At 67.8% G+C, this 24,640-nt stretch carries 19 protein-coding genes; 6 read left to right on the top strand and 13 right to left on the bottom strand.

The features are described 5' to 3' along the window. Positions 1-28: 28 nt before the first annotated feature. From ribH to ribD, 4 genes are read right to left on the bottom strand one after another with little or no spacing between them, the layout of a single operon-like run. Positions 29-502, bottom strand: coding sequence for a 6,7-dimethyl-8-ribityllumazine synthase (gene ribH / locus MT347_RS03015; RefSeq protein WP_243497952.1), 474 nt, complete (start codon positions 500-502; stop codon positions 29-31). Then, positions 502-1,770, bottom strand: a complete 1,269-nt coding sequence (ribA, locus tag MT347_RS03020) for a GTP cyclohydrolase II (RefSeq protein ID WP_243497953.1) — start codon at positions 1,768-1,770, stop codon at positions 502-504. The genes ribH and ribA overlap by 1 nt, the downstream gene beginning before the upstream one ends. Further along, positions 1,767-2,447 (bottom strand): riboflavin synthase, encoded by a 681-nt coding sequence (locus MT347_RS03025; RefSeq protein WP_243497954.1) that lies wholly within the window; start codon positions 2,445-2,447, stop codon positions 1,767-1,769. The genes ribA and MT347_RS03025 overlap by 4 nt, the downstream gene beginning before the upstream one ends. After that, positions 2,447-3,553: a bifunctional diaminohydroxyphosphoribosylaminopyrimidine deaminase/5-amino-6-(5-phosphoribosylamino)uracil reductase RibD gene (gene ribD / locus MT347_RS03030; protein ID WP_243497957.1), complete on the bottom strand. Its 1,107-nt coding sequence runs from the start codon at positions 3,551-3,553 to the stop codon at positions 2,447-2,449. Before ribD ends, MT347_RS03025 begins: the two co-directional genes overlap by 1 nt. Before the next feature lie 530 nt (positions 3,554-4,083). On the opposite strand from ribD, the gene MT347_RS03035 reads away from it, so the two are divergent. The 4 genes from MT347_RS03035 (at position 4,084) to MT347_RS03050 (ending at position 12,023) form a co-directional block, all read left to right on the top strand. Further along, positions 4,084-5,784 (top strand): S8 family serine peptidase, encoded by a 1,701-nt coding sequence (locus MT347_RS03035; protein WP_243497959.1) that lies wholly within the window; start codon positions 4,084-4,086, stop codon positions 5,782-5,784. A 1,346-nt stretch (positions 5,785-7,130) separates the two neighbouring features. Next, positions 7,131-8,480 (top strand): Ig-like domain-containing protein, encoded by a 1,350-nt coding sequence (locus tag MT347_RS03040; protein WP_243497960.1) that lies wholly within the window; start codon positions 7,131-7,133, stop codon positions 8,478-8,480. Positions 8,481-8,646: 166 nt separating this feature from the next. Next, positions 8,647-8,895, top strand: coding sequence for a hypothetical protein (locus MT347_RS03045; protein WP_243497961.1), 249 nt, complete (start codon positions 8,647-8,649; stop codon positions 8,893-8,895). A gap of 263 nt (positions 8,896-9,158) precedes the next feature. Next, positions 9,159-12,023 (top strand): hypothetical protein, encoded by a 2,865-nt coding sequence (locus tag MT347_RS03050; protein WP_243497962.1) that lies wholly within the window; start codon positions 9,159-9,161, stop codon positions 12,021-12,023. Positions 12,024-12,141: 118 nt separating this feature from the next. Here the strand turns inward: MT347_RS03050 and MT347_RS03055 are convergent, their stop codons facing one another. The 9 genes from MT347_RS03055 to sdhC form a co-directional block, all read right to left on the bottom strand. After that, the gene (locus MT347_RS03055) at positions 12,142-13,005 is read right to left on the bottom strand and encodes an Fpg/Nei family DNA glycosylase (RefSeq protein ID WP_243497963.1); all 864 of its coding nucleotides are present in this window, start codon (positions 13,003-13,005) and stop codon (positions 12,142-12,144) included. A 251-nt stretch (positions 13,006-13,256) separates the two neighbouring features. Then, positions 13,257-14,261 (bottom strand): tryptophan--tRNA ligase, encoded by a 1,005-nt coding sequence (gene trpS, locus MT347_RS03060; protein WP_308194198.1) that lies wholly within the window; start codon positions 14,259-14,261, stop codon positions 13,257-13,259. A 148-nt stretch (positions 14,262-14,409) separates the two neighbouring features. Continuing rightward, on the bottom strand, positions 14,410-15,036 hold the full coding sequence (locus tag MT347_RS03065) for a GyrI-like domain-containing protein (protein ID WP_243497964.1): 627 nt from the start codon (positions 15,034-15,036) through the stop codon (positions 14,410-14,412). A gap of 139 nt (positions 15,037-15,175) precedes the next feature. Further along, positions 15,176-16,024, bottom strand: a complete 849-nt coding sequence (locus MT347_RS03070; RefSeq protein ID WP_243497965.1) for an exodeoxyribonuclease III — start codon at positions 16,022-16,024, stop codon at positions 15,176-15,178. Between the two features lie 186 nt (positions 16,025-16,210). Beyond that, entirely contained in the window at positions 16,211-17,410 is a 1,200-nt protein-coding gene (locus MT347_RS03075) for a YihY/virulence factor BrkB family protein (protein WP_243497966.1), read from the bottom strand. A 271-nt stretch (positions 17,411-17,681) separates the two neighbouring features. Next, positions 17,682-18,467 (bottom strand): succinate dehydrogenase iron-sulfur subunit, encoded by a 786-nt coding sequence (locus MT347_RS03080; protein WP_243497967.1) that lies wholly within the window; start codon positions 18,465-18,467, stop codon positions 17,682-17,684. Position 18,468: 1 nt separating this feature from the next. Beyond that, positions 18,469-20,298 carry a succinate dehydrogenase flavoprotein subunit gene (gene sdhA, locus MT347_RS03085; RefSeq protein ID WP_243497968.1) on the bottom strand — a complete coding sequence of 610 codons (1,830 nt, stop codon included), beginning with the start codon at positions 20,296-20,298 and terminating at the stop codon, positions 18,469-18,471. 46 nt (positions 20,299-20,344) lie between these two features. After that, positions 20,345-20,803: a succinate dehydrogenase hydrophobic membrane anchor subunit gene (locus MT347_RS03090; protein WP_243497969.1), complete on the bottom strand. Its 459-nt coding sequence runs from the start codon at positions 20,801-20,803 to the stop codon at positions 20,345-20,347. Beyond that, the gene (sdhC, locus tag MT347_RS03095) at positions 20,803-21,237 is read right to left on the bottom strand and encodes a succinate dehydrogenase, cytochrome b556 subunit (protein WP_013583715.1); all 435 of its coding nucleotides are present in this window, start codon (positions 21,235-21,237) and stop codon (positions 20,803-20,805) included. The genes MT347_RS03090 and sdhC overlap by 1 nt, the downstream gene beginning before the upstream one ends. A 216-nt stretch (positions 21,238-21,453) precedes the next feature. On the opposite strand from sdhC, the gene MT347_RS03100 reads away from it, so the two are divergent. Both MT347_RS03100 and MT347_RS03105 read left to right on the top strand, forming a co-directional pair. Continuing rightward, entirely contained in the window at positions 21,454-22,572 is a 1,119-nt protein-coding gene (locus MT347_RS03100; RefSeq protein WP_243497970.1) for a mannose-1-phosphate guanylyltransferase, read from the top strand. 833 nt (positions 22,573-23,405) lie between these two features. Further along, a complete protein-coding gene (locus MT347_RS03105; protein ID WP_243498006.1) occupies positions 23,406-24,482 on the top strand; it encodes a BMP family protein in 1,077 nt (358 codons plus the stop codon). Positions 24,483-24,640 lie beyond the last annotated feature (158 nt).

Here is a 24,640-nt window from a genome sequence, read left to right on the forward strand (position 1 = left end):
CCTCGAGGCCGCAACGCCCCGGTACGCGTCAGCCGCGCAGCTCCCGCAGCACGAGGGCGGTGCGGATCGCGGCGTCCGCGGCCTCCTCGCCCTTGTCCTCCTTCGAGCCCTCGAGCCCGGCGCGATCGAGGCCCTGCTGCTCGTCGTCCAGCGTCAGCACACCGAAGCCGACGGGCTTGCCCGCGTCGAGGGCGACTCGCGTGAGACCGTCGGTCGCTGCCGACGACACGAACTCGAAGTGCGGCGTCCCGCCCCGGATGATCACGCCGAGGGCGACGACGGCATCCGCCCCGCCGTCGAATGCGGCACGCGCCGCGACGGGCAGCTCGAACGAGCCCGGAACCCGCACGACGCGGTAGGTGGCTCCCGTGGCATCCAGGATCCGCTGGGCGCCCGCGATCAGGCCGTCGGTGATCAGCTCGTGCCAGGTGCCGGCGATGACGACGATGTTCAGGTCGGAGGCGTCGACGCCGCCGGTCTCGGGTGCTCCACTGCCGGCCATCAGGCGCTCTCTTCCTTCGTGTGCGCGAGGGCGTCGCGCAGATCGTCCTCGCCGATGATGTGACCCATGCGGTCACGCTTGGTCTCGAGGTACTGGTGGTTGTTGGGACCGACGCCCACGAGAAGGGGTACCTGCTCGACCACGTCGAGGCCGAGACCGCGCAGCTGCGCGACCTTGTCGGTGTTGTTCGTCAGCAACCGCACCTTGTCGACCCCCAGGTCGGCCAGGATGCCGGCGGCGGCGGCGTAGTCGCGCGCGTCGGCGGGCAGGCCCAGGGCCAGGTTGGCATCCACGGTGTCCAGGCCCCGCTCCTGCAGGTTGTACGCCCGCAGCTTGTTGATGAGGCCGATACCGCGACCCTCGTGTCCGCGCATGTAGATGACGATGCCGCCGTCGCGGTCGATCGTGTCGAGCGCGGCATCCAGCTGCGGTCCGCACTCGCACTTGAGCGACCCGAAGGCCTCGCCCGTCAGGCACTCGGAGTGCACGCGCACCAGCGGCGCCGCCTCGGTCAGGTCGCCCGAGACCACGGCGAGGTGGTCGGTGCCGGTGACGCGATCCTTGTACGCGAGGAAGCGGAAGGTGCCGTGCGAGGTCGGCACATTCGATTCGGCGCGCAGGCTCACACGGCGGCGGGCCGGGACTGCCGCCGGAAGCGGGTCGATCTCGTTCAGGTGGCCGATGAGCTGCTCGATCGTGATGACCGGGATGCCGTCGCGCTCGCCGAGCTCGAACAGTCCGGGCAGGCGCATCATGCTGCCGTCCTCGGCCACGACCTCGGCGATCGCGCCGACCGGCTCGAGGCCGGCGAGCCGCATGAGGTCGACGGCGGCCTCGGTGTGGCCCGCGCGCTCGCGCACGCCCCCGTCGACGGCGCGGAGGGGGAGGACGTGCCCCGGACGGATGAGGCTCGTCGGCGCCGATCCGGGGTCGGCCAGCACGTTGAGGGTGCGGGAGCGGTCGGAGGCGCTGATTCCCGTGCTGACCCCGGTGGCGGCATCGACGCTCACCGTGTAGGCCGTACCGCGGGCGTCCTGGTTCACCTCGACCATCGGGGGGAGGTCGAGGCGGTCGGCCCACTCGCCGGGCATGGGCGCGCAGACGTAGCCGCTCGACCAGCGGACCGTCCAGGCGAGCCACTCGGGGGTGGCGAGCTGCGCCGAGATGATCACGTCGCCCTCGTTCTCGCGGTTCTCGTCGTCGGCGACCAGGATGGGCCGCCCCTGACGCAGGGCCTCCAGGGCCTCGGGGATGGTGGACAGGCTCATGCGGAGCCCCTCTCGGTCGTTGCGGCCGAGGCCGCGGGGTTCTCTTCGTTGTCGCCGGACGCGCCGGCGGTCGTGCGGAAGGCGAGCATGCGTTGCACGTGCCGCGCCAGGATGTCGGTTTCGAGGTTGACGGCGGTTCCGGCCTCGGCGCGGCCGAGCGTGGTCGCCGCGAGGGTCTCGGGGATCAGCGACACCTCGAGCCACGGCTGCGGGTCGGGGGCCCCGCTGACGGCGCTGACGGTGAGCGAGACCCCGTCGATCGCGATCGAGCCCTTGTCGACGACGAGGGGGGCCAGGTGAGCCGGGATGCCGACCCGCACGACGCTCCACTGCGCACCCGGCCGCACCTCGCGAACGACCCCCGTGCCGTCGATGTGGCCCTGCACGATGTGTCCGCCGAGGCGGCCGTGCGCCGCCGTGGCCCGCTCGAGGTTGACGGTGCGTCCCGGGCCGACATCGGCCAGGGTCGACATGTCGAGCGTCTGCTTCATCACGTCGGCGGTGAACCAGTCGTCGCCCTGGTCGACGACGGTGAGGCACACGCCACTGACCGAGATGGAGTCGCCATGCCCGGCATCCGACACCGAGAGGGGGGCGCGCAGCGTCAGCCGCACGCCGTCGCCCGACGGCTGCACGGCGGTGACGGCGCCGATCTCTTCGACGATTCCGGTGAACATCAGGCGTCTCCTCTGTTGTTTCTGCTGTCGGGGGTGGGTGAGGCGGGCGCACGTTCCGCGGTATCCGGCTCGTCCGGTGCCGTATCGCCGTGTGCCACGGCCGGGTGGGCGACGATCAACAGATCGTCACCGAGAGGCGAAACGGATGCCACGGCCAGCCGCCGGGCGCCTGCGATGCTCGCGACCCCGATGTCGGCGAGGGCGAGGCGCGAGCCGCCCAGCAGCACGGGGGCGACGTACACGAGCAGTTCGTCGGCGAGCCCCTCGCGCACGAAGGCGCTCGCGAGGGTCGGTCCGCCCTCGACGAAAACCCGCTGCACGCCCTGTTCGGCGAGGTCGGCGAGCACCGCCCGCAGGTCGTGCGTCGCATAGAAGAGGGGCCTACGCGGGTGGCGGCGCACGGCGGCATCCGGGGCCGTCTCGCTCTCGCCGATGATGACCGGCATCGGCTGGGCGTCGCGCAGCGAACCGTCGTCGGCCCGCGCGGTCAGGGCGGGGTCGTCGGCTCGCACGGTGCCCGTGCCCGCGACGATCGCGTCGGCCTGCGCGCGACGGTCGTGCACGTCGCGGCGGGCGGCGGGGCCGGTGATCCACTGGCTCGTGCCGTCGTCAGCGGCGGCACGGCCGTCGAGGCTCTGCGCCCACTTGACGGTGACGTGCGGGCGGCCGGTGCGCTGCAGTGCGATCCAGTCGTGGATCACCGCCTCGGCGGCATCCCGTTCCGGTCCGGTCTCCACATCGACCCCCGCGGCGCGGAGTCGATCGGCACCACCGGCGGCGGCGTCCGTGGGATCGTCGAGGGCGTAGATGACGCGCGTGATGCCGGCGTCGATCAGGGCGAGGGCGCACGGTCCGGTGCGGCCGGTGTGGTTGCACGGCTCGAGTGTCACCACGGCGGTGGCGCCGCGCGCGGCATCCGGCGCCAGCTGCGAGAGCGCGTCGACCTCCGCGTGGGGGGTGCCGGCGCCGCGGTGGAATCCCTCGGCCAGCACGTCGCCGTCGGGGGAGAGGATGACCGCGCCGACCTGCGGGTTGAGCCCGCGCGGGCCGCGACGGGCGAGCTGCAGCGCTCGCCCCATGGCGTCGATCTCGACGGCGGATGCCATTTCCCTGTCCTTCCCGCGGTGTCCGGGGGCAGGGTCAGCGGGAGGGCGCGACGCGCCATCCGTGCTGCCTCCTATCCGGACTAGCGACGGATACCCGTCGCATCACCGTCGGTCCCGGAATTCCACCGGATCGGCCCCACCGCTGAGCGGAGGGGTTCGCGGACTGTCACCGCCGGTTCGGATTCTCACCGACCCCGGAGCACGTTGTTGCTCTTCTGAGTCTAGTGAACGCGACGCCAGCGGATTCATTCCCCGGAATGAACGGACACATGCCGAGCGTGCTCGGTGGGGCAGGGGTGACGTCAGCGGTGACGGCCTCCGTGGATGCGGAGGCCGCGCCCCGGAGGCGCGGACGCGTCGATCCCTCCGACGAGAATGCAGAGATCGGGGCACTTCTCGCGCTCAACGAAGTCTGAAGCTATACCAAAGAATCTGCGCCCCGTCACCTGGTTGAAACGTTCTGGCCCTATTCTGTCTGTCGGCGGGCTTTCCTATCACTCCGCCCTGAGTTCTTCGCGAGGGTAGAGGGAATGGCATTGAAGATTTATCGCCCCGCGGGCGCGATGGTGGCTGTCGCCGCTGTCCTGCTCGCCGGTGTGGTCGGCGCATCGCCGGCATCGGCGGCCACGCGTCCCGCCGGTGACTACGTCATCGGACTCGCTGACGGCGTGGACGCGGCCGCTCTCGCGGCCCGTTACGGCGTCGACATCGACGACCGGTACACCGCTGCCCTGAACGGGTTCGCGGCGTCGCTCACGGCCGCCGAGGCGACTGCGCTGGCGAACGACCGCCGCGTCAGTGCCCTCACGGCCGACGTCGAGGTCGAGGGCTTCGCGCAGGCCGATACCCCCACGCCCAAGACCGTGCAGGCGGACAAGCCGCCGGTCAACGCCGGCGATGGGGTGCAGACGGCCTGGACCGGACCCGCGGTCGCGGTGATCGACTCGGGCGTCAACCCGCACATCGACTACAACCTCGTCAAGGCGGTCAACTGCCTCGGCACCAGCGACGAGCGCGACGGCAACGGTCACGGCACCGGCGTCTCGGGCTACATCGCCGCGTACGACAATGATTTCGGCACGGTCGGGGTCGCCCCCGGCGCACCGATCTATTCGGTTCGCGTGATGGATGCCAAGAACAAGGGCACGCTTTCCTCGGTGCTCTGCGGCGTCGACTGGGTCGTCGCGAATGCAGCGACCTACAACATCAAAGTCGCCAACATGAGCCTCGGCTTCGAAGGCGTCGACGACGGCAATTGCGGCTTCTCCAACAGCGATGCGCTTCACCAGTCGATCTGCAAGCTGACGTCGCAGGGCGTCGTCGTGGTGTCCGGAGCCGGTAACGGCAACACCGACCTCGGGCGCGTCCTCCCCGGCTCGTACGACGAGGTTCTTGTGGCCACCAACATGGCCGACTACGACGGCAAGCCCGGTGGACTGGCCGCGAGCACGTGCGGCCTGGCCACCAAGGACGACTCGCCGTGGGCGAACACGAACTACGCCGTCTCTGCCGCCGACAAGGCCCACACGCTGGCAGCGCCCGGCACGTGCCCTTACACCACCCTCAAGGGCGACCGCTTCGGGTACATCCAATCGGGCACGTCGATGGCCACCGCGGCTCTCAGCGGTGTGGTCCTGAACTGCTTCGCCACGGGCAGCTGCCCCGGATTGTCCACTCCTCAGGTCATCCGACAGGTCATCGGGCAGGCGTCCGCAGCCGACGCGAAGGGCCACACGTGGTTCGGCAGCCCGTCGGCCGCCGGCTCCTCGCCGAACAAGTACTACGGCTACCTGGCCACGGTCGCGTCGACCGGCTCCGTCCCGACGCCGACCCCGACCCCGACGCCGACTGCGTCGCCGACGCCGACCGCTTCGCCGACACCCACAGCGTCGCCGACGCCGACCGCGTCGCCCACTCCGACGCCGTCGCCGACCGCCGGGGCCGACAAGACCGCCCCGACGACGTCGATCGTCAGCCCCACCACGGGCACGACGATCTCCGGCAGAGGCGACCTCGTCGCCTCCGCCAGTGACAACGTCGGAGTGACCGGTGTCAGCTACTGGGCGGGCTCGACCAAGCTCGGCGATGCCGTCCGCGGCAGCGACGGACTCTGGCGTACGAGCCTCGACTCCGGCCAGTACCCCAAGGGTCGCTATCAGATCCGCTCGCGTGCCGTCGACGCAGCGGGAAACATCGGGTGGAGCCCGATCGTGACGATCGCGATCTCCTGACCCACTGACAACAGCGGCGGGCGGCACTTCGGTGTCGCCCGCCGCTGTCGTTCGTGCCGATGTTGCTCTCTGCGACCCCGTGCACCCGCGGTCTTCGCGGGCGGCAGCCACGCGGGCTTGGCGATTCGCTTCTCGACGATGGGCGCCGCGGGTGAGGTTGCGGGTGAACCGCCGTCCGCCGAAGTGCACCTCGGTCAAATCGGAGAATCCCGGACACGACGCCTGGGGCTGCAGTGCCCGACGGCAGGAGTCCCCGAATGCCGCACACGCCCGAGGCAACCGATGCAGTCATGCACGAACTATGGACAAGGCTCACCACCGGCAGATCAGATGTGTCCCGTCGAGGCTGGCCTGCCGCGGCCGGGTGGTCCGTCCCGGCTGTCGTCGCCGTAACGTCGCCTCCGGCATTCGCCGCTTCCGTCGACCGGCTCGTCGCGCTGGTGTTGCCACAAGTGCGCGTGACGGCCGCGGGGAGGTCGCCGATTTCGCCGACGGTCACAGGCCCGGACGGCGTCCCGTTCGCGAGCACCACCGTGAGCGTCAGCGGTCTTTCCGGCTCGTCATTCATCCCTTCGGTCGAACCACTGACTCAGATGGCGATCTTTCGGGGACCGTCGATCCGGGCACCCCATGGGAGACGTCGGGACCCAGGACCGCGATCACCGTCGTCTCGGGGAGCGTGAGCATCGTCCAACCATTCACCGTGACCGGGTCTAATCCTGGCGCGGTCGGTTCGCTCAAAAAGATGCGGCCGGTCAGCGGGTGAGGCGGGCGACCTGGCGCGTGAACGGGTGGGGTGGGGATTACTCGGGCCATCCAAGAGGGGGAGATGACGGGTGATATCCATCGCGACCGGCGGCTCGCCGACGACCCCCACCTCATCGGCGCAGGGCGAGCCCCGCACCCGGCACTGACGGGCGACGCCGCGGTATGGATTCGCAGAAAGACCGAGCCCCGTGTGCTCGCCGCGGCTATCAGACCTCTCGACGTCACCTGAGCGTCACCCGGCTGCGACCACGCGTGATCGGTGCTCAGCAAGCTTCAACCCGGCGAGTTCGAGTCCTCGCCCGATGCTCGCCAGCACGGCGATTGGAAGACTTGCAATGCCCGGCACGTGGCATTCACGCCGGGACCCCGGACGCAGGACGAACCTGAATGGATTCTTGTCAATGAGCAAACTCGAACTCCCCGCGACACCACCCACGTCTGTGACCCGCGCCGAGCGGCCCGGGTCCTCCCCGGTCGTTCCGTCTCGACGGACCGTTCTCGCCGGAGCCGCTTTGGCCGTACCCGCGATCGTCATGACGGCCGGTTCTCCTGCTTTCGCTGGATCGAACGACAGGACGGTGACGCTGTCCGCGGCGCCGAGTGATCAGCTTCCTGCTGCGGGAGCGGCGACTGTGACGGCGACCGTGCGCGACACGCAGAGCCAACCCGTCGCGGGGGCGGTCGTCTTGTTCTCTGGGCCGAGCGGCGCGACCTTCAGCCCGACGTCCCCCGTGACGGACTCATCAGGAATCGGGACAACCAGCGTCGATCTTGGGGCCCCATGGACGGTGCCCGGGAAGCAAGAGACCCTCACCGCCATCTGCAACGGGACATCGGCCTCGAAGTCCTTCACGGTGCTCGGGTCGAATGTCGTCGCGGTGGGTAGGACATTCAACGCTCAAACTCAGGCCTACCAAACGCAGCTCCAGTTCCCGTCGCCTGTCAAGCAGATCGTGGGAGGCAACCCCCAGTTCTTCCTCGCTCTCCTTGAGGACGGATCGGTATGGGGCATGGGCGGCAACGACCGAGGCCAGCTCGGCGATGGGACCACCACGTCGCGGGCCTCGTGGGCTCCCGTGTTGAATCTGAGCAACGTTCAACAGATCGCTCTCGGGTATCGCGCATCGTTTGCACTCTTGTCGGACGGCACCGTCATGGCCTGGGGGTGGGGGCAGGTGGGCATGATGGGCACGACCTCAAGAAGTGATCGGTCGGTGCCCACACCGGTTGATAGCTCCGTGATGAAAAATGTGACCCAGATCATGGCGAACGGGTACTCGGCGTTCGCCGTCACGGCGGAAGGCTCGCTGTATAGCTGGGGCCAGGGCCCGTTGGGTGACGGATCGGCCCCGGGAAGCGTCTCGCGATCTACCCCCGGAAAGGTGGCCGCGCTGGGTACCAGCGTGTCCACCGCGACCATCCAGAATCAGGCCGCCGTAGCACTCCTGAAGGACGGATCCGTATGGGCGTGGGGCGCGAACTCCGACGGTCAGGTGGGCGATGGAACGACGGTCCACCGCGGAGCGCCCGTCCAAGTGATCGGAATGACGTCCGGCGTCACATCGATTGTCAGCGGTACCGTCATGGCGTATGCATTGCGTTCCGACGGAACGGTCTGGGCGTGGGGTCGTGGTGATCAGGGGTCGTTGGGGAACGGTGCGACGACGAACAGCTCAACACCGGTTCGAGTCCTGGGTGTTGCAGGCGTGCAGACTCTCGGGGCATCTGAGGGCGCGGGGTATGCGGTGCTGTCTGACGGATCGTTGAAAGCCTGGGGCTACAACGCATACGGCCAACTCGGAGATAGCTCGACAGTCAACCGCTCGACGCCAGTTACGTTCGCTCTCCCCGCAGGGCGACGGGTGGTGCGTTTCGGGAATTCTTCGAACGCCTCGTCGGACATGTTGGTCGTCACGGCCGCTGTCTAACGACGCAGCGGGCAACATCGGGTGGAGCCCGATCGTGACGGTCGCGATCTCCTGACCCCCTGATAACAGCGGCGGGCGGCACTTCGGTGTCGCCCGCCGCTGTCGTTCACTCCCTGCGGTGCGCCTCATGGGGGTGTGTGCAGCCGTGGCGCGCTCGAGGTCGACGGTGCTGACCACGGGCGACGTCCGCGAGCGTCGACATGTCGACGGTCTGCTTCATCACGTCGGCGGTGAATCAGTCGTCTCCCTGGTCGACGACCGTGAGGCACGCGCCGCTGAGCGAATCGTGTCGCCGGCATCCGACACCGACAGCGGGGCGCACACGCTCAGGCGCACGCCGTCGCCCGAGGGCACCTTATTGATCTTCGGAGTCTCGTCAATGCGCCCACGTTGGTTTCATTCCCGTGCGCTGTGAGCGGGTGAGGTGGGGGTGAGGTGGGGGTGAGCATCCTCTGTGAGGAATCCCCGGACACGGTCGGACCGGCGGCGCAAGACAGGGTTCACCCGCATGTGTCGGGTGGGAGTGATTCGGGAGGGGTGAAGAAACATCTGCTTTGGTCGATTCATTGCTGAGCATGTCGCTTGGCGGTGGTGTCCCTTCGGCCTTCTCGACCAGCGGAGTAGAACATGTGCCCTGATCTCAGTAGTTCCTCGACCTCGATCTCGTCGACTCGCGCGGTGGAGGGGGTCTCTGATTCCGGTGGGGTGTCGCGTCGGCGGGTTCTTGCCGGTGCCGCGTGGGCGGTTCCGGCTGTTGTGCTGACGACGAGCACGCCTGCTCTCGCGGCGGTGTCCGATACGTTCTCGATCGCGTTGACGACGCCGAACGCGCAGGTTCCGGCGGCGGGGTCTGCGGCCGTGACCGCGCTTGTGTCGAATGGTTCGGGTGCGCCGGTGGCGGGAGCCGCCGTGTCGTTCACCGGTCCGGCCGGGTCCTCGTTCACGCCCGCGACGGCGACGACGGGGGCGGATGGGCGTGCGATGAGCGCCTTCGATCTGGCTGATCCGTGGTTACCGGCGGGGTCGTCGGTGTCGGTGTCCGCGGTGGGCTCGGGAACGTCGACGAGCGCGGGCTTCACTGTGCTGGGGGCGAACGCGGCTCTTGCGGGCACGAGTGCGTCGTCCTGGTTCCAGGAGGACCTCGTTTTCCCGTCGCCCGTCCGCCAGTTGTTGGCGAGTTCGGAAGCACCCGCCTTCGATCAACCTCCGAGCTGGAGCTTCCGCGTCGCCGTCCTCGAAGACGGAACGGTGTGGTCGGTGGGTTCGAATACCTATGGACAACTGGGTGACGGATCGACGACGGCGCGTTCGGAGTGGAAGGAGATCGCCGGTCTGAGCGGGATCGTTCAGATCTCGCTGGGGCGGGCGGTCTGTTACGCCGTCAGTCAAGACCAGCGCGTGTACGCCTGGGGTCGCAACAACGTCGGTCAGGTCGGGATCGGTTCGGTCGTCGATCAACTCACGCCCGTCATGGTCGTGGGGTTGACCGAGGTGATCTCGATCGCATCCGGGGGCAACTCTGTGCTGGCTCTGCGTGCGGACGGGACCGTCCGTTCGTGGGGCAACGGCGCGGATGGACGACTCGGCAACGGCGACGTCGTCAACCAGTCGTCACCGGTTGTCGTGACGGGCTTGTCTGAGGTCGCGCAGATCGCTTGCGGACGAGCATCGGCCTACGCCTTGCTCAGGAACGGCACGATGATGTCGTGGGGGACGAACTCGTCGGGCCAGCTGGGAGATTCGACTTCCGGCGATCGCTCGACGGCTGGAGCCGTTTCCGATCTCGGACAAAGCGTTACGGGAATCGCCGCGTCCTACGAGTCCGCGTATGCGATCCTCGCGGACAAGACACTGCGGGCATGGGGTGCGGGTGGGCGCGGCTGCCTGGGCAACGGGGCCGGGAGCGATTCCGCGACCCCGGTCACCGTCTCGGGACTGAGTGATGTGAAGTCGATCTACGCTTACTACTCCTCCGCCTTTGCCGTGCGAAGCGACGAGTCGGTCTTCGGCTGGGGCTACAACGTCAACGGTCAGCTGGGCATCGGCAACACGAGCAACCAAACCACGCCGGTTTCTGTGCCCCTCCCGAACGGGCAACGCGTTGTGTCGATGTCGTCGAACGGATGCCTTGGCCTCAAAACCGCGATCACTGTCGAGGCCAGTGGCGGGTCACTGACTTTGTCGTCTGTTCCGGCGCAGATTCCCGCGTCTGGTGTTGCGACGGTCTCGGCCGCGCTTCTCGATTGGAAGGGTCAGGCGGTCCCGTCGAAGTCGGTGTCGTTCACGGCACCGTCGGGTGCGACCGTGAGCCCGCGGTCGGTTGCGACCGATGCGATGGGCATGGCCTCCGCCGTGGTGAACCTTCGCACTCCGTGGGCTCAGCCGGGATCGTTGGTCACGCTCGAGGCGACCGCGAACGGGTTGGAGCAGTCGCGGGCCTTCACCGTGGCGGGATCCAACCTGGTCGCCACGGGAGGTCACTACAACGCACAAGGCACCCCTTACCAGACGGAAACGGTCTTCCCCTTGACCGTCAAGCAGGTGACATCACAGATCTCGTTCAATGGAGCCCCGCCGTTCTTCCTTGCTCTCTTGGATGATGGCACCGTCTGGTCCATGGGGGGTAACTCGACCGGACAGCTGGGAATTGGAACGTCCGAGGACCGGCCGGGCTGGGGGCCCATTCCGGGACTCAACGGCGTGACCCAGATCGCATCGGGCTACGGCACCGGCCTGGCCTTGCTTTCGGATGGCAGCGTCAAGGCATGGGGCTGGGGTAACGCGGGCAACCTCGGGAACGGCTCGAACGTGAATAAGTTCAGCCCCACTGCTGTCGACCATTCGCTCATGCAGAACGTTGTGCAGATTGCCGCGAACGGGTACGGTTCGTTCGCCGTCTGCGCGGATGGATCCGCGTATTCGTGGGGTGCGGCCCGCGCCCTAGGCGATGGCACGGCGCCGACCTCGTCGGTCAACCGCCTGACGCCGGTTCCCCTCACAGATCTCGGCACAGACGTCGCCTTCATCACCGCGCAGAACGTCACCGCCAGCGCACTGATGAAGGATGGCTCGGTCATGTCGTGGGGATCAAACATCAACGGCCAGGTCGGCGATGGAACGAACGCGGATCGAGCGCGACCAGTGCTCGTGCCGGGCCTGACATCGGGCGTAACGGCGATCACGAGCGGCGCGTTGATGGCGCTTGCTCTCCGATCTGACGGCACGGTGCACGCGTGGGGTCGAAACGACGGCGGGAGCTTGGGCGACGGCACCTTGGTCAAGAGGAACTCTCCGGTACAAGTTGTGGGTCTTCCCGCCGCGGTTGCGTCACTCGGCGCCGGTTCCGGTACCGGGTATGCCCAGTGCATCGACGGCACGTTGTGGGCATGGGGCGCGGGAAAGGCCGGCCAGCTCGGAAACAACACAACTGCCGATAGCGCCGTGCCGGCGTCGTTCACTTTGCCGGCGGGTCGGGAATTCGTACGTTTCAACAACGGATCGAGCGGATCGAACGATCTCCTCGTTGTCACGAAGCCGGCTTGAGCCGATAGTACTGTCGCTTACGCCACGTCGTCGTCGGTCGACGTGGCGTAAGCGACCAGGCTGGGGTCACAGTGTCGCACCGCCCTTGCCCTCTCTGAGGGGGCCGGGTGGCCCCCCATCACTTCAGCAGACGCGACAGCCGCCGATCGGCGAGGAGCTTGCCGCCCGTCTGGCAGGTGGGGCAGTACTCCAGGGAATTGTCGGCGAAGAAGACGCTGCGCACCTCGTCGCCGCAGACCGGACACGCCTCGCCGCGTCGCCCGTGCACGCGCATGCCGCGTCGTTTGGCATCCTTGAGCTCAGCCGGGGGCTTGCCGCGGGCTGTATCGATGGCCTCGGTGAGCGTGGTCGTCATGGCGGTGAAGAGGCGGTCGACCTCGTCATCGGTGAGCTTCGCGGCCAGCGCGTAGGGCGACATCTTCGCCGCGTGCAGGATCTCATCGGAGTAGGCGTTACCGACGCCGGCGATGATCGACTGGTCGCGCAGGACGCCCTTGATCTGCGTGCGGCGACCGGCGAGCAGGGCACCGAACTCCGCCCGGCCGAAGTCGTCGTCGAGCGGGTCGGGGCCGAGGCGCGCGATTCCGGGAACCTCGTCCGGCGCGGTGACGGCATAGACGGCGAGCGACTTCTTCGTGCCCGCCTCGGTGAGATCGAAGCCTGAGCCGTCGTCGAAGCCGACCCGCAGAGCGATCGGGGTCTTGCCCGGCTTGATCAGCGTCGTCGGAAGGGCGTCGTACCAGCGTAGCCAGCCGGCCTTCGCCAGGTGGAACACGAGGTGGATGCCGCCGTCGGTGGAGATGTCGACGAATTTGCCGTGGCGCTCGACCTCCGTCACCTGTGCACCGACGAGGTCGGTGAGGGGCGGTGCGTACGTCTTTAGGGCGTTGATCGCCGACACGGTGGCCCGCTCGAAACGCACACCCGCGAGGCGCACCCGCAGGAACTCGACGAGTCCCTCGACCTCTGGCATCTCCGGCATGCGCCCATGTTGCCACGCACCCCCGACATCGTGAACGGCCTTGCGCGCCTCCCCTCGGGTCCGCGGTGCCGCCCCCCTCGCGGTCCGGGCATGCGTCGGCCGGCCGCCACCCGGGGACACAACGCAGGACTCCCGCCGCGGCCTGCGCGTCGTCCGGCGGCGTCCGACGGTGTCGAGACCTGGTTCTCGACCAAACGCCGACGCCCGCGGCATCCGGAGATGCGCGGGCGTCGAGGTCGAGAAGGGTCCGATCAGCCGCGGCGCAGCAGGCCCACGCGGTCGTAGACGTCGGAGAGGGTCTTCTCCGCGACGGATGCCGCTCGGTCGGCGTTGGTCGCCAGTACGCGGTCGAGTTCGGCGGGGTCGTCCAGCAGCTCGAGGGCGCGCTCGCGAACCGGCTCGAACTCGCTCACGACGACCTCGGCCAGCCCCTTCTTGAAGTCGCCGTAGCCGCGACCGGCGTACTCGTCTTCGATCGCCGTGATCTCGCGGCCGGTGAGGGCCGAGTAGATGACGAGGAGATTGGAAACGCCCGGCTTCTCATCTCTGTCGAATCGCACGACGCCCTCGGAGTCGGTGACCGCGCGCATGATCTTCTTGGCGCTGACCTTCGGCTCGTCGAGCATCCAGAGCACGCCCGCGTCGGATTCGGCCGACTTCGACATCTTTGACGTCGGATTCTGCAGGTCGTAGATGCGAGCGGTCTCGCGCTGGATCATGGGCTTGGGAACGGTGAACGTCTCGCCGAAGCGCTGGTTGAAACGTTCCGCAAGGTCGCGCGTGAGTTCGATGTGCTGCTTCTGGTCGTCACCGACCGGCACGACGTCGGTCTGGTACAGGAGGATGTCGGCCGCCATCAGCACCGGGTAGGTGAACAGCCCGACGTTGGTGGCATCCGCGCCGTAGCGGGCCGATTTGTCTTTGAACTGGGTCATGCGTCCGGCCTCGCCGAACCCGGTGAGGGTCGACAGGACCCACTGCAGCTCGGCGTGCGCCGGCACATGGGACTGCACGTACAGCGTGGAGCGCGAGGGCTCAATGCCCGCGGCGATGTACTGCGCGGCGGTTCGGCGCGTCTTCTCACGGCGTTCGGCAGGATCGCCGGGTTGCGTGAGAGCGTGCAGGTCGACGACCGAGAAGAAGGCGTCGTACTGGTCCTGCAGGTCGCGCCACTGCAGGAGAGCCCCGATGTAGTTGCCGATCTGGAGGCTGTCGGCGGAGGGCTGCATTCCGGAGTAGAGGCGCTGCTGAGTCACCCCTCGATCCTAGGTGCCGCCGCGTGGGGAGCCGGCGCGGTCGGTGACGGCGGGCTGTCGAACCGGTGGGCGACTGCCGCTCTCGCGAGGCGAGGACGACGAACGATCGGCTACGTTGCTGCCGTCGTGGGGGAGCTCGTCTCCGTGCTTACGCCGAGGTTCTGATCACGGGTTGACGGAGGATGGTGCGGAGCTTGTCCGGGGCGACCTTACGAGGGTCGCTGAGATAGATCTCGTGATGCTTCCCGCTCAGCCTGAGACCCTGGGCGGGGACGAACTCTCGGTGCATCGCGTCGAGCACGTCTGCTTCATCGTCGTAGGAGCCGAGGTGGAGCGTTTGCACGCACAACCCCTCCGCGAGGATGTCGATCCGCACGTCGTCCAGCTGCTCGGTCGACCCCTTGGCTCTGACGACGTCGACGGCTGCGTGGAACATCGCGTCGTCGATCCACTCGGGAACCATGAGCATCATCGTCCAGTCCCACTGCAATTTGTCTCTCGCCGCGGTGAACGCCTCCATGTCGTCCGCCCACCACAGGCCCTCCAGCGGCGGTACCACGTAGTCGCGTCCGAGTTCGCGTCTGCTGGCGAACTTGAGCGTGTACGCGACGGGATAGAGCGCCTGCACTGCGTGGGTGTAGGCCGGCGAGGTGTTGGGGTCGCCGTGCCCGTCGATCATGAGATACCGCATCTCGGGCAGCTCCACGACTGTGAACCGGCCGCGCACCGCTCGGTAGCCGTCGAGGGTCTTCGTGAAGTCGACCTTCTCCGTCACGTCGCTTCTCCACTCGCTCCGAATATGTCGCTCTCTCCGTCGGCCGCGGAAGCTGCGAGAGGGAAGCGACCTCGTTCGCCGCGTCGCGGCATCCCGCGCGGGCACCGCTGCTGCCCCGAGAACACCCTCGGACCGCCGGTCAGCGCCCGAGGGTGTAGTCGACGACGACGGGAGAGTGGTCGCTCCAGCGGGTGTCGTAGGACGGCGCACGGTCGACGCGGTAGTCGGTCACGCGTTCCGCGAGGGCGGGGGTGGCGACGTGATAGTCGATGCGCCAGCCGCTGTCGGTGTCGAACGCCTTCCCGCGCATCGACCAGAACGTGTACGGCCCGTCGATCTCGCCCATGGCTCGGCGGCCCACATCGACCCAGCCGAGGCCCGTACCGATCGACCCGTCGACGCCCTCGACCCGTTCTCCGGCGGGGCCGAAGAAGCGGTCGAAGTACGCGCGCTCACGCGGGAGGAACCCGGCGTTCTTGCGGTTACCGCGCCAGTTCTTGATGTCGAGTTCGCGATGACCGACGTTCAGATCGCCCAGGACGAGGGCGAGCTCCGTCGAGGCGCTCAGCTGGGAGAGGCGCTGCTCCATGGCATCCAGGAACAGCCACTTGGCGTCTTGCTTGGGGGTGTCGACCTCGCCGCTGTGCACGTAGGCGCTGACGATCGTGACGGTCTCGCCGTCGATGTCGAAATCGGTCTCGATCCATCGCCCCGACGCATCGAGCGGGTCGGGGCCGAGATGCGTGCGCGTCTCGACACCGGGCAGGCGGCTGATGATCGCCACGCCCGCACGCCCCTTCTGCAGGGCCTCGTCGTTGACGATCTGCCAGCCGGGGAGAGCCTCGGCCAGTTGCTCGGCGGTCGCCCGCACCTCTTGAAGGGCGACGATGTCGGCCCCCGAGGCGTCGAGCCACTCGGTCATTCCCTTACGGACGGCGGCACGGATACCGTTGACGTTGACGGAGACGATACGCACAGAACGAGGCACCCCACGAGCGTAGCCCGGGCCTCCGACATCGCCGCCGACGAGGTAACCCCGTCGTGCCGCGAGCACGCATTGGCCACGGTGAGACAGCCCATCACGGACCGCCGTCGACCGCCGCGACGCTCAGTCGGGGAGGAGCGAAACCCGCCGCGAAGCTCAGTCGGGGAGGAGCGAAACCCGCCGCGACCCTCAGTCGGGGAGGAGCGAGACCCGGCGCGGCGCGGGTACGTCGGCCTCCGCGCGCGCGAGCTGCTTCTCGGCGGCGGTGAGTCGCCGCTTCGCCCGCCAGCGCAGGGGCCACCGCGACAGTGCGACCTCTTTCTCGGCCTGGCGCACGCCGACCTGTGCGGCGATGACGAGGGCCGCCTGCTCCATGGCCAAGCGATCCTCGGGGGAGCGCAGGGGAACGTCGCGGTCACGCGCCGCCACCGCGATCCACGCCGCCGAGACCAGGATCACGATGCCGATGAACCGGAACCACAGCAAGAACCCGATGAGCACGGTGAACGTGGCCAGCAGCGGGTTCGACGGCGTGTAGACGAAGAGGAAGCCCGCGGCGACCTGCAGCACGACCATGCCCGTCGCCCCGACGACGGCGCCCGGCCAGGCGCGTCGCCACGTGAGGGTCGTGCCCGTTAGGAAGCGGAACAGGGATGCCAGGGCGACGGTGTTCACACCGAACGCGACGATGAGCGAGATGATCCGGGCGCCCACCGACCAGCCGAGGGTCTCGCGGTCCCAGCCGATGAGCCCGAACACCAGATCGACCGCGCCGGTGGTGATCGAACCGAGCAGGGCACCGACCAGCAGAGCAATGCCGAACAGGAGCGAGGCGACGAAGTCGCGCGCCTTGAGCAGCACGTAGTTGCGCAGGTCGAAGGGCAGGCCGAAGGTGTCGCGCACGGCGCGGCGGGTGAACGTGACGAACCCGATGGCCGTCCAGACCACCACGACGACGGCGACGATGCCGGTGATGGTGAGCAGACGCCCGCTCTCTTGCGCGACGGCTTCGACCTGCTCGCGGTCGACGAGGCCGTTCTGGCTGATGATGCCGGGAATGTAGCTGTTGACGATGTGGATCAGACCGTCGATCGCGGTCTTGCTGCCGCCCAGCCAGATCCCCACGCCGGCGAACGCCAGGTAGAGCGCCGAGAACACGGCGAACAGCCCCTGGTAGCTCATGCCGGCCGCGAGGAGGAAACCGTTGTGCTGGAGGAAGTGGCGCCACACGCGGATCGGGAACCACTCGGCGATCTTGGCCGCCCGGGCGATGGGCTGGTCCAGGCGCTCGCGTACGGCGGTCTGCGCGGCCTCGAGCCGGTCCCGGAGCGAAGCGTCGTCGTCGCGTACCGCGGGCAGCGGCCGCGGGTCGTGGCGGTTCTCGGTCACCCGACGAGCCTAATGAATGCCTGCCGCCCCTCCGACGTGGAGCACCGTGCCTCGGCCTCACCGCGTGGGCGTCCGCCGCCGTGGCATCCGTCATCCGTATATCCGCAGATCGGCGCGATCTTCGCATCCTTCGTCCGGGAATCTGCGAGGAAGTCGCGTTTCTGCGCAGGCGTGGATGCCGGGGCGGCGGGCGGGCATCGGGCGGTACGACCCGCGAACAAACGACGAACGGCGGGGCGGCGAAGCGCACCCGCCGTTCGCGAGGAGAGGGTCAGCGACCGCCGCGCAGGACGGCCTGCTTGACCTCGGCGATGGCCTTGGTGACCTCGATGCCGCGGGGGCATGCCTCGGTGCAGTTGAAGGTCGTGCGGCAGCGCCACACGCCCTCTTTGTCGTTCAGGATGTCGAGGCGCACATCGCCCGCGTCGTCGCGCGAGTCGAAGATGAAGCGGTGCGCGTTGACGATCGCGGCGGGACCGAAGTACTGACCGTCGGTCCAGAACACGGGGCACGACGAGGTGCACGCGGCGCACAGGATGCACTTGGTCGTGTCGTCGAAGACCTCGCGGTCGACGATCGACTGCACGCGCTCCTTGCCCGGCTCGGGCTTCGAGCTCGAGATCAGGAAGGGCTGCACCTCGCGATAGGAGGCGAAGAACGGCTCCATGTCGACGATCAGGTCCTTCTCGAGGGGCAGGCCCTTGATCGCCTCGACGTAGATCGGCTGCGAGATGTCGAGATCCTTGATCAGCGTCTTGCAGGCCAGGCGGTTGCGGCCGTTGATGCGCATGGCATCCGATCCGCAGATGCCGTGCGCGCACGAGCGGCGGAACGACAGCGAGCCGTCGGTCTCCCACTTGATCTTGTGCAGCGCGTCGAGCACGCGGTCGGTGGAGTACAGCTCGACGTCGTAGTCGACCCATCTCGGCTCGTCGTCGACCTCGGGGTCGAAACGGCGGATGTTGAAGGTGACGAGGAACGACTGGATCCCGGTGTCTTCCGGCGTCTGCTCGACCTCGTCCGAGGTGTCGACGTTCTCGAGGACGGTGGATGCCATCTCAGTACTTCCTCTCCAGCGGCGGGTAGCGCAGCTCCCCGGCCTCGTTCTTGGTGAACACCACGGGCTTCCAGCCGAGTTCGATGTGATCGGCGGGGTGCGACGAGTGGGGGTCTCCCGACAGGTACGCCATGGTGTGCTGCATGTACTTCTCGTCGTCGCGCGTGGGGAAGTCGTCGCGCATGTGACCGCCACGGCTCTCTTCACGGTTCTGCGCCGAGTAGACCACGACCTCGGCCAGGTCGAGCAGGAAGCCGAGCTCGACGGCCTCGAGCAGGTCGGTGTTGAAGCGCTTGCCCTTGTCGTCGACGTGGATGTTCTTGTAGCGCTCACGGAGGTCGGCGATGACGTCGAGCACCTTCGACAGCGACTCGTGCGTGCGGAAGACCTGCGCGCCCTTGTCCATCTCGTCCTGGAGCGTCTTACGGAGGACCGCGATGCGCTCGGTGCCGCTGTTGTTGCGCAGGTGCTCGATGAGTCCACGCACCTCGGCGGCGGGGTCTTCGGGCAGCGGCACGAAGTCGGCGGTCTTGACGTACTCGACGGCGTTGCGGCCGGCGCGCTTGCCGAAGACGTTGATGTCGAGCAGCGAGTTGGTGCCGAGGCGGTTGGAGCCGTGCACCGAGACGCAGGCGCACTCGCCCGCGGCGTACAGACCGGGGACGACGGTGTCGTTGTCGGCGAGCACCTCGGCCTTGATGTTGGTGGGGATGCCGCCCATCGCGTAGTGCGCGGTCGGCATGACCGGCACGGGCTCGACGACCGGGTCGACGCCAAGGTACGTGCGGGCGAACTCGGTGATGTCGGGGAGCTTGGTCTCGAGAACCTCGGCACCCAGGTGCGTGCAGTCCAGGAGCACGTAGTCGCGGTGGGGGCCGGCGCCGCGACCCTCTGCGACCTCTTGCACCATGCAGCGCGCGACGATGTCGCGGGGGGCGAGGTCTTTGATCGTGGGTGCGTAGCGCTCCATGAAGCGCTCGCCACTGGCGTTGCGCAAGATCGCACCCTCGCCTCGGGCGCCCTCGGTGAGAAGGATGCCGAGACCGGCGAGGCCGGTGGGGTGGAACTGGAAGAACTCCATGTCCTCGAGCGGCAGACCCTTGCGCCAGACGATGCCGACGCCGTCACCGGTGAGGGTGTGGGCGTTGGAGGTGGTCTTGAAGATCTTGCCGAAGCCGCCGGTCGCGAAGACGACGGCCTTCGACTGGAACACGTGCAGCTCACCCGTGGCGAGGTCGTACGCCACGACACCGGCGACCTGCGTGTTGCCTGCGGCATCCTTCACCGTGACGAGATCGAGCACGTAGAACTCGTTGAAGAAGTTGATGCCGAGCTTGACGCAGTTCTGGAACAGCGTCTGCAGGATCATGTGGCCGGTGCGGTCGGCGGCGTAGCAGGCTCGGCGCACGGGGGTCTTGCCGTGATCGGCGGTGTGGCCGCCGAAGCGTCGCTGGTCGATCTTGCCCTCGGGGGTGCGGTTGAACGGCAGGCCCATGTTCTCGAGGTCGATCACGGCGTCGATGGCCTCTTTGGCGAGGATCTCGGCGGCATCCTGGTCGACGAGATAATCGCCGCCCTTGATGGTGTCGAAGGTGTGCCACTCCCACGAGTCCTCTTCGACGTTGGCGAGCGCCGCCGCCATGCCGCCCTGCGCCGCGCCGGTGTGCGAGCGGGTGGGATAGAGCTTCGAGATGACCGCGGTGTTCGCCCCGGGGCCCGCCTCGATGGCCGCGCGCATGCCGGCCCCGCCGGCGCCGACGATCACGACGTCGAACTGGTGGTAGTGGACGCCGTCTTTGACGATCGAATCCGAAGAAGTCTGGGTGCTCACGTGTGCGATACCTCTGCTGTCAGGGGGAGGAAGGGATGCCGTCGGCTCACGCCGCCTGGCACGCGTCCCACAGGGAGCTGCTCTCGGTCACGCCGAGGCAGGGGTCGAAGGTGAAGACGACGAGCGTGCCGAGCAGGATCAGGAACCCGGCCGAGACCCAGAGCGACCCGACCAGGATCGAGCGGATGCGGGCATTCGTGACGTAGTCGTTCACGATCGTGCGCATGCCGTTGGCGCCGTGGATGAGAGCGAGCCACAGCATCAACACGTCCCACCACTGCCAGAACGGCGAGGCGAGCTTGCCCGCGACGAACGCGAAGTCGATCTGATGGATGCCGTCGTTCGTCATCAGGTTGACGAACAGGTGGCCGAAGATGAGGACGATCAGCAGCACGCCGGAGGCGCGCATGTAGATCCAGCCCCACTTCTCGAGGTTGGAGCCCTTCTTGCGGACGCTCGGAGTGCGGGGGGCGGGGATCGTGGCGGCTTCTTGGGCGACGGACATCAGTGGCTCCCGGTGACGGCGCTGAAGACGTTGATCAGGTGGCGGGGGGTGAAGCCGAGCATCGTGACGACCCACAGGCCCAGGACGCCCCACCACAGCTGACGCTGGTGACGCGTGGCCCAGGGCCAGAAGTCGACGAGGATGATGCGCAGGCCGTTGAAGGCGTGGTACGCAATCGCGCCGACCAGGGCCACCTCGCCGAGGCCCATGATCGGGTTCTTGTACGTACCGATGACGGCGTCGTATGCCTCGGGGGAGACGCGGATGAGTGCCGTGTCGAGGATGTGGACGAGGAGGAAGAAGAAGATCGCGACACCGGTGATCCGGTGCAGGACCCACGACCACATGCCTTCGCGACCACGATAGAGAGTGCCGCGGGGCCTCTTCGACGTGGTCTCTTTCACCGACGGCGTGGCACGTGCTGGTGCTGACACGGTCGTCCTCCCTGATCGAACACGATGTAGGGGCCGACACCGGCCCCGAGCGTCACACGGGCGCCCCTGAATACTACGTCCGGCCTATGAAGCGCGGGGATTAGGGAGGCCTAACACTCTCTCGACATCGAGATAAATGCGGGGGCCTGCGCAGCGCCGATTCACCCGGTCCGCGGGCGTCGAGGGCGGCCGATGCGGGGCGATAAGGTCGGAGCCATGTCAGACCGTGCTATCGACGACTTCTACGCCGTGATCCCCGCCGGAGGGATCGGCAGCCGCCTCTGGCCGCTCTCGCGGGCGGACGCCCCGAAGTTCCTCCACGACCTCACCGGCTCGGGCCAGACCCTCCTGCGCGACACGTGGGACCGTCTCGCCCCGCTCGCGGGTGAAGACCGCATCGCCGTCGTCACCGGACGTGCGCACCGCGCCGCCGTCGAGCGGGAGTTGCCGGGCGTGCCCGATCACAACGTCTTCCTCGAGTCGGAGCCGCGCGACTCCTCCGCCGCGATCGGCCTCGCCGCCGCGATCCTCGTGCGCCGCGAGCCCGACGTGATCATCGGCTCCTTCGCGGCCGACCACGTCATCCGCCAGACCCGGCAGTTCGACTTCGCGGTGCGCCAGGCGGTGGCCGTCGCCCGGGCCGGTTACATCTGCACGATCGGCATCCAGCCCAGTGAACCGTCGGTGGGATTCGGCTACATCAAGCAGGCCGGCGAGCTGATCGTCGACGGCGCGCCCGAGGCCTACATGGTCGAGCGGTTCGTGGAGAAGCCCGACCTCGAGACGGCGAAAGAGTACTTCACCGACCGCGCCTACCTCTGGAACGCGGGCATGTTCATCACGCGCGCCGACGTGCTGCTCGCCGAGCTCGCCGTCAACGAGCCCGAGCTGCATGCGGGTCTGCTCGAGCTCGCCGAGTCGTGGGACGACCGCGAACGCCGAGGCCCCGCCGTGGACCGCATCTGGCCGGGGCTGAAGAAGATCGCCATCGACTACTCCGTCGCCGAGCCCGCGGCCGAGAAAGGTCGCCTCGCCGTCATCCCCGGGCACTTCGACTGGGATGACGTGGGCGACTTCGCCAGCCTGTCCAAGCTCAACTCCTCGGGTGGCCGCAACGAGCTCGCGATCCTCGGCGAGGACGCCCGCGTGCTCTCCGACGCCTCCAGCGGCATCGTGGTCTCGCAGACCAAGCGCGTGATCAGCCTCATCGGCGTGCGCGACATCGTCGTGGTCGACACTCCCGACGCCCTGCTCGTCACCACGACCGAGAACGCCCAGCGCGTCAAGGGCGTCGTCGACGCGTTGAAGCTCACGGGCCGCGGCGACGTGCTCTGAGGGGTCGACTCGGCGGGCAAATGCCAGCAGCAGATCGCGCCCGTCAACGTCGACACCATGGCCGCTGGAAGATCCGTCCCATCAGCGAAGATCGGGCGTTAAGCGGCACTCCTGGTGTAGAAAGCCCAGCCGGCGCCGCCTCCGATGTAGTAGCACGCCTTCGCAACTCGAACGTAGGAGTTGTTGTACGCGGGACTCGAGGATGCCGCCACGCACGCGTTCTTCTGGAGTAACCGCCGTGCTGCGTCAGGGTCCCGCCGCTTGCGCGGCTGAAGGTGCTCCTAGAGCTGCGACGCACACAAGTACTGCTGCGATGGTTCCGGTAACGGTTTGCGCATAATTGCCCCCCTTGGGCCTATGTCCGTTAGCTGCCGACGGGTGTCGACCGCGAGAACGTAGCAGGTCGGCCGCTGCGCGAATGACGTCTCGACCGACTGACCGAGCGGGCGATTGGTCTACCGCGTCATGTCGCTTCGCATTGAGATCCGCTCGCGCCTACCGAGAACGCAGCGGATGAAGGGCGTCGTCGATGCTCTGAAGCTCACCCGACGCGGCGACGTCCGCTGACACCGGATGCCGCAGTGTGCGGCGTCCGCTGACACCGGATGCCGCAGTGTGCGGCATCCGGTTCCTCTTCATGGCGCACCGTGTGGCGTTCGCATGACGCGAGATTGCGTCTTTGTAACCATTGCCGCGCGCGGCGTCCCCCGGCACGCAAGCACGGCGACACAGTAGGTAACGTGACGGGATCGTCCCCCGAACCCGTTGGGGGCACCCGTCTTGGAGGACCCCTCGTGAAGACCACGAAGAAGGCCGTCATCAGCGGCCTCGCCATGTTCGGCGCTGCCGCGCTGCTCGCCGGTTGCGGCGCAGCTCCTGAGAGCAACGGCGCGAGCGCCGGAGCCGGGGGCGATGTCGTCGACGGCTTCACCCCGTGCCTCATTTCGGATGAGGGCGGCTGGAATGACAAGTCGTTCAATCAGTCGGCCAAAGAGGGCATGGATCGCGCCGCCGAGGAACTCGGTGTGAAGTCGGTCGAAGTGGAGTCGAGCTCCGCGAACGACTACGCCCCCAACCTCGAGAACCTCGTCGCCGAGGGGTGCACCTTCATCATCTCGGTCGGTTTCAAGCTGGGTGCCGACACCGTCGCCTCCGCCACGGCCAACCCGAACCTGCAGTACGCCATCATCGACGACCGGGCCGACACCGACAACGACGGCGAGACCGACGCCCCGAACATCAAGCCCCTGTTGTTCGACACGGTGCAGGCTGCGTATCTCGGTGGCTACGCCGCCGCCGCGTACTCCGCCGAGGCCGGCGTCAACAAGGTCGGCACGGTCGGTGGCATCCCCATCCCGCCCGTCACGATCTTCATGGATGGCTTCGTCGACGGCGTGCAGAAGTACAACGAGGACAAGAGCGCCAGCGTCCAGACCTTCGGCTGGGATGTCGCCGCGCAGAATGGTTCGTTCACCGGGGCCTTCGCGGCCAACGACGCCGCGAAGCAGGCCGCGCAGGGTCTGCTCGACCAGGGTATCGACGTGCTCCTGCCCGTCGGCGGCCCGATCTACAGCAGCGCCGCCGACGCCATCCGCGACAGCGGTGGCAAGAGCGTCATGCTTGGTGTCGACTCCGATCTGGCGCAGGCCGACCCGGCGGTGTCCGAGCTCGTGCTCACCTCGATCCTGAAGCGCATCGACCAGGCCGTTTACGACTCGGTCCTGGCCACCGCCAAGGGCGAGTACGACGCGACCCCGTATGTGGGCACCCTTGAGAACGAGGGCGTCGGCCTGTCGGGCTTCGGTTCTTTCGAGAGCAAGCTCCCCGCGGGTCTGACCGACGAGATCGAGGCTCTGCGCCAGCAGATCATCTCGGGCGAGCTCACGGTCACGTCGCCCAGCTCGCCGTAATTCGAGCTCACTCCACCGCGGGCCGTCGGATTTCTTCTCCGACCGGACCCCGCGCCGGGTTTGAGATCCTCGACCTCGGTCGGTCGGACCAGCAGTCCGACCGACCGAGGGTTTGAGATACTCGACCGCGGTCGGTCGGACCAGCAGTCCGACCGACC

Origin of the sequence: Microbacterium sp. VKM Ac-2923, from assembly GCF_022815605.1 — a bacterium.
In the GTDB taxonomy this organism is placed as follows: Bacteria; Actinomycetota; Actinomycetes; order Actinomycetales; family Microbacteriaceae; genus Microbacterium.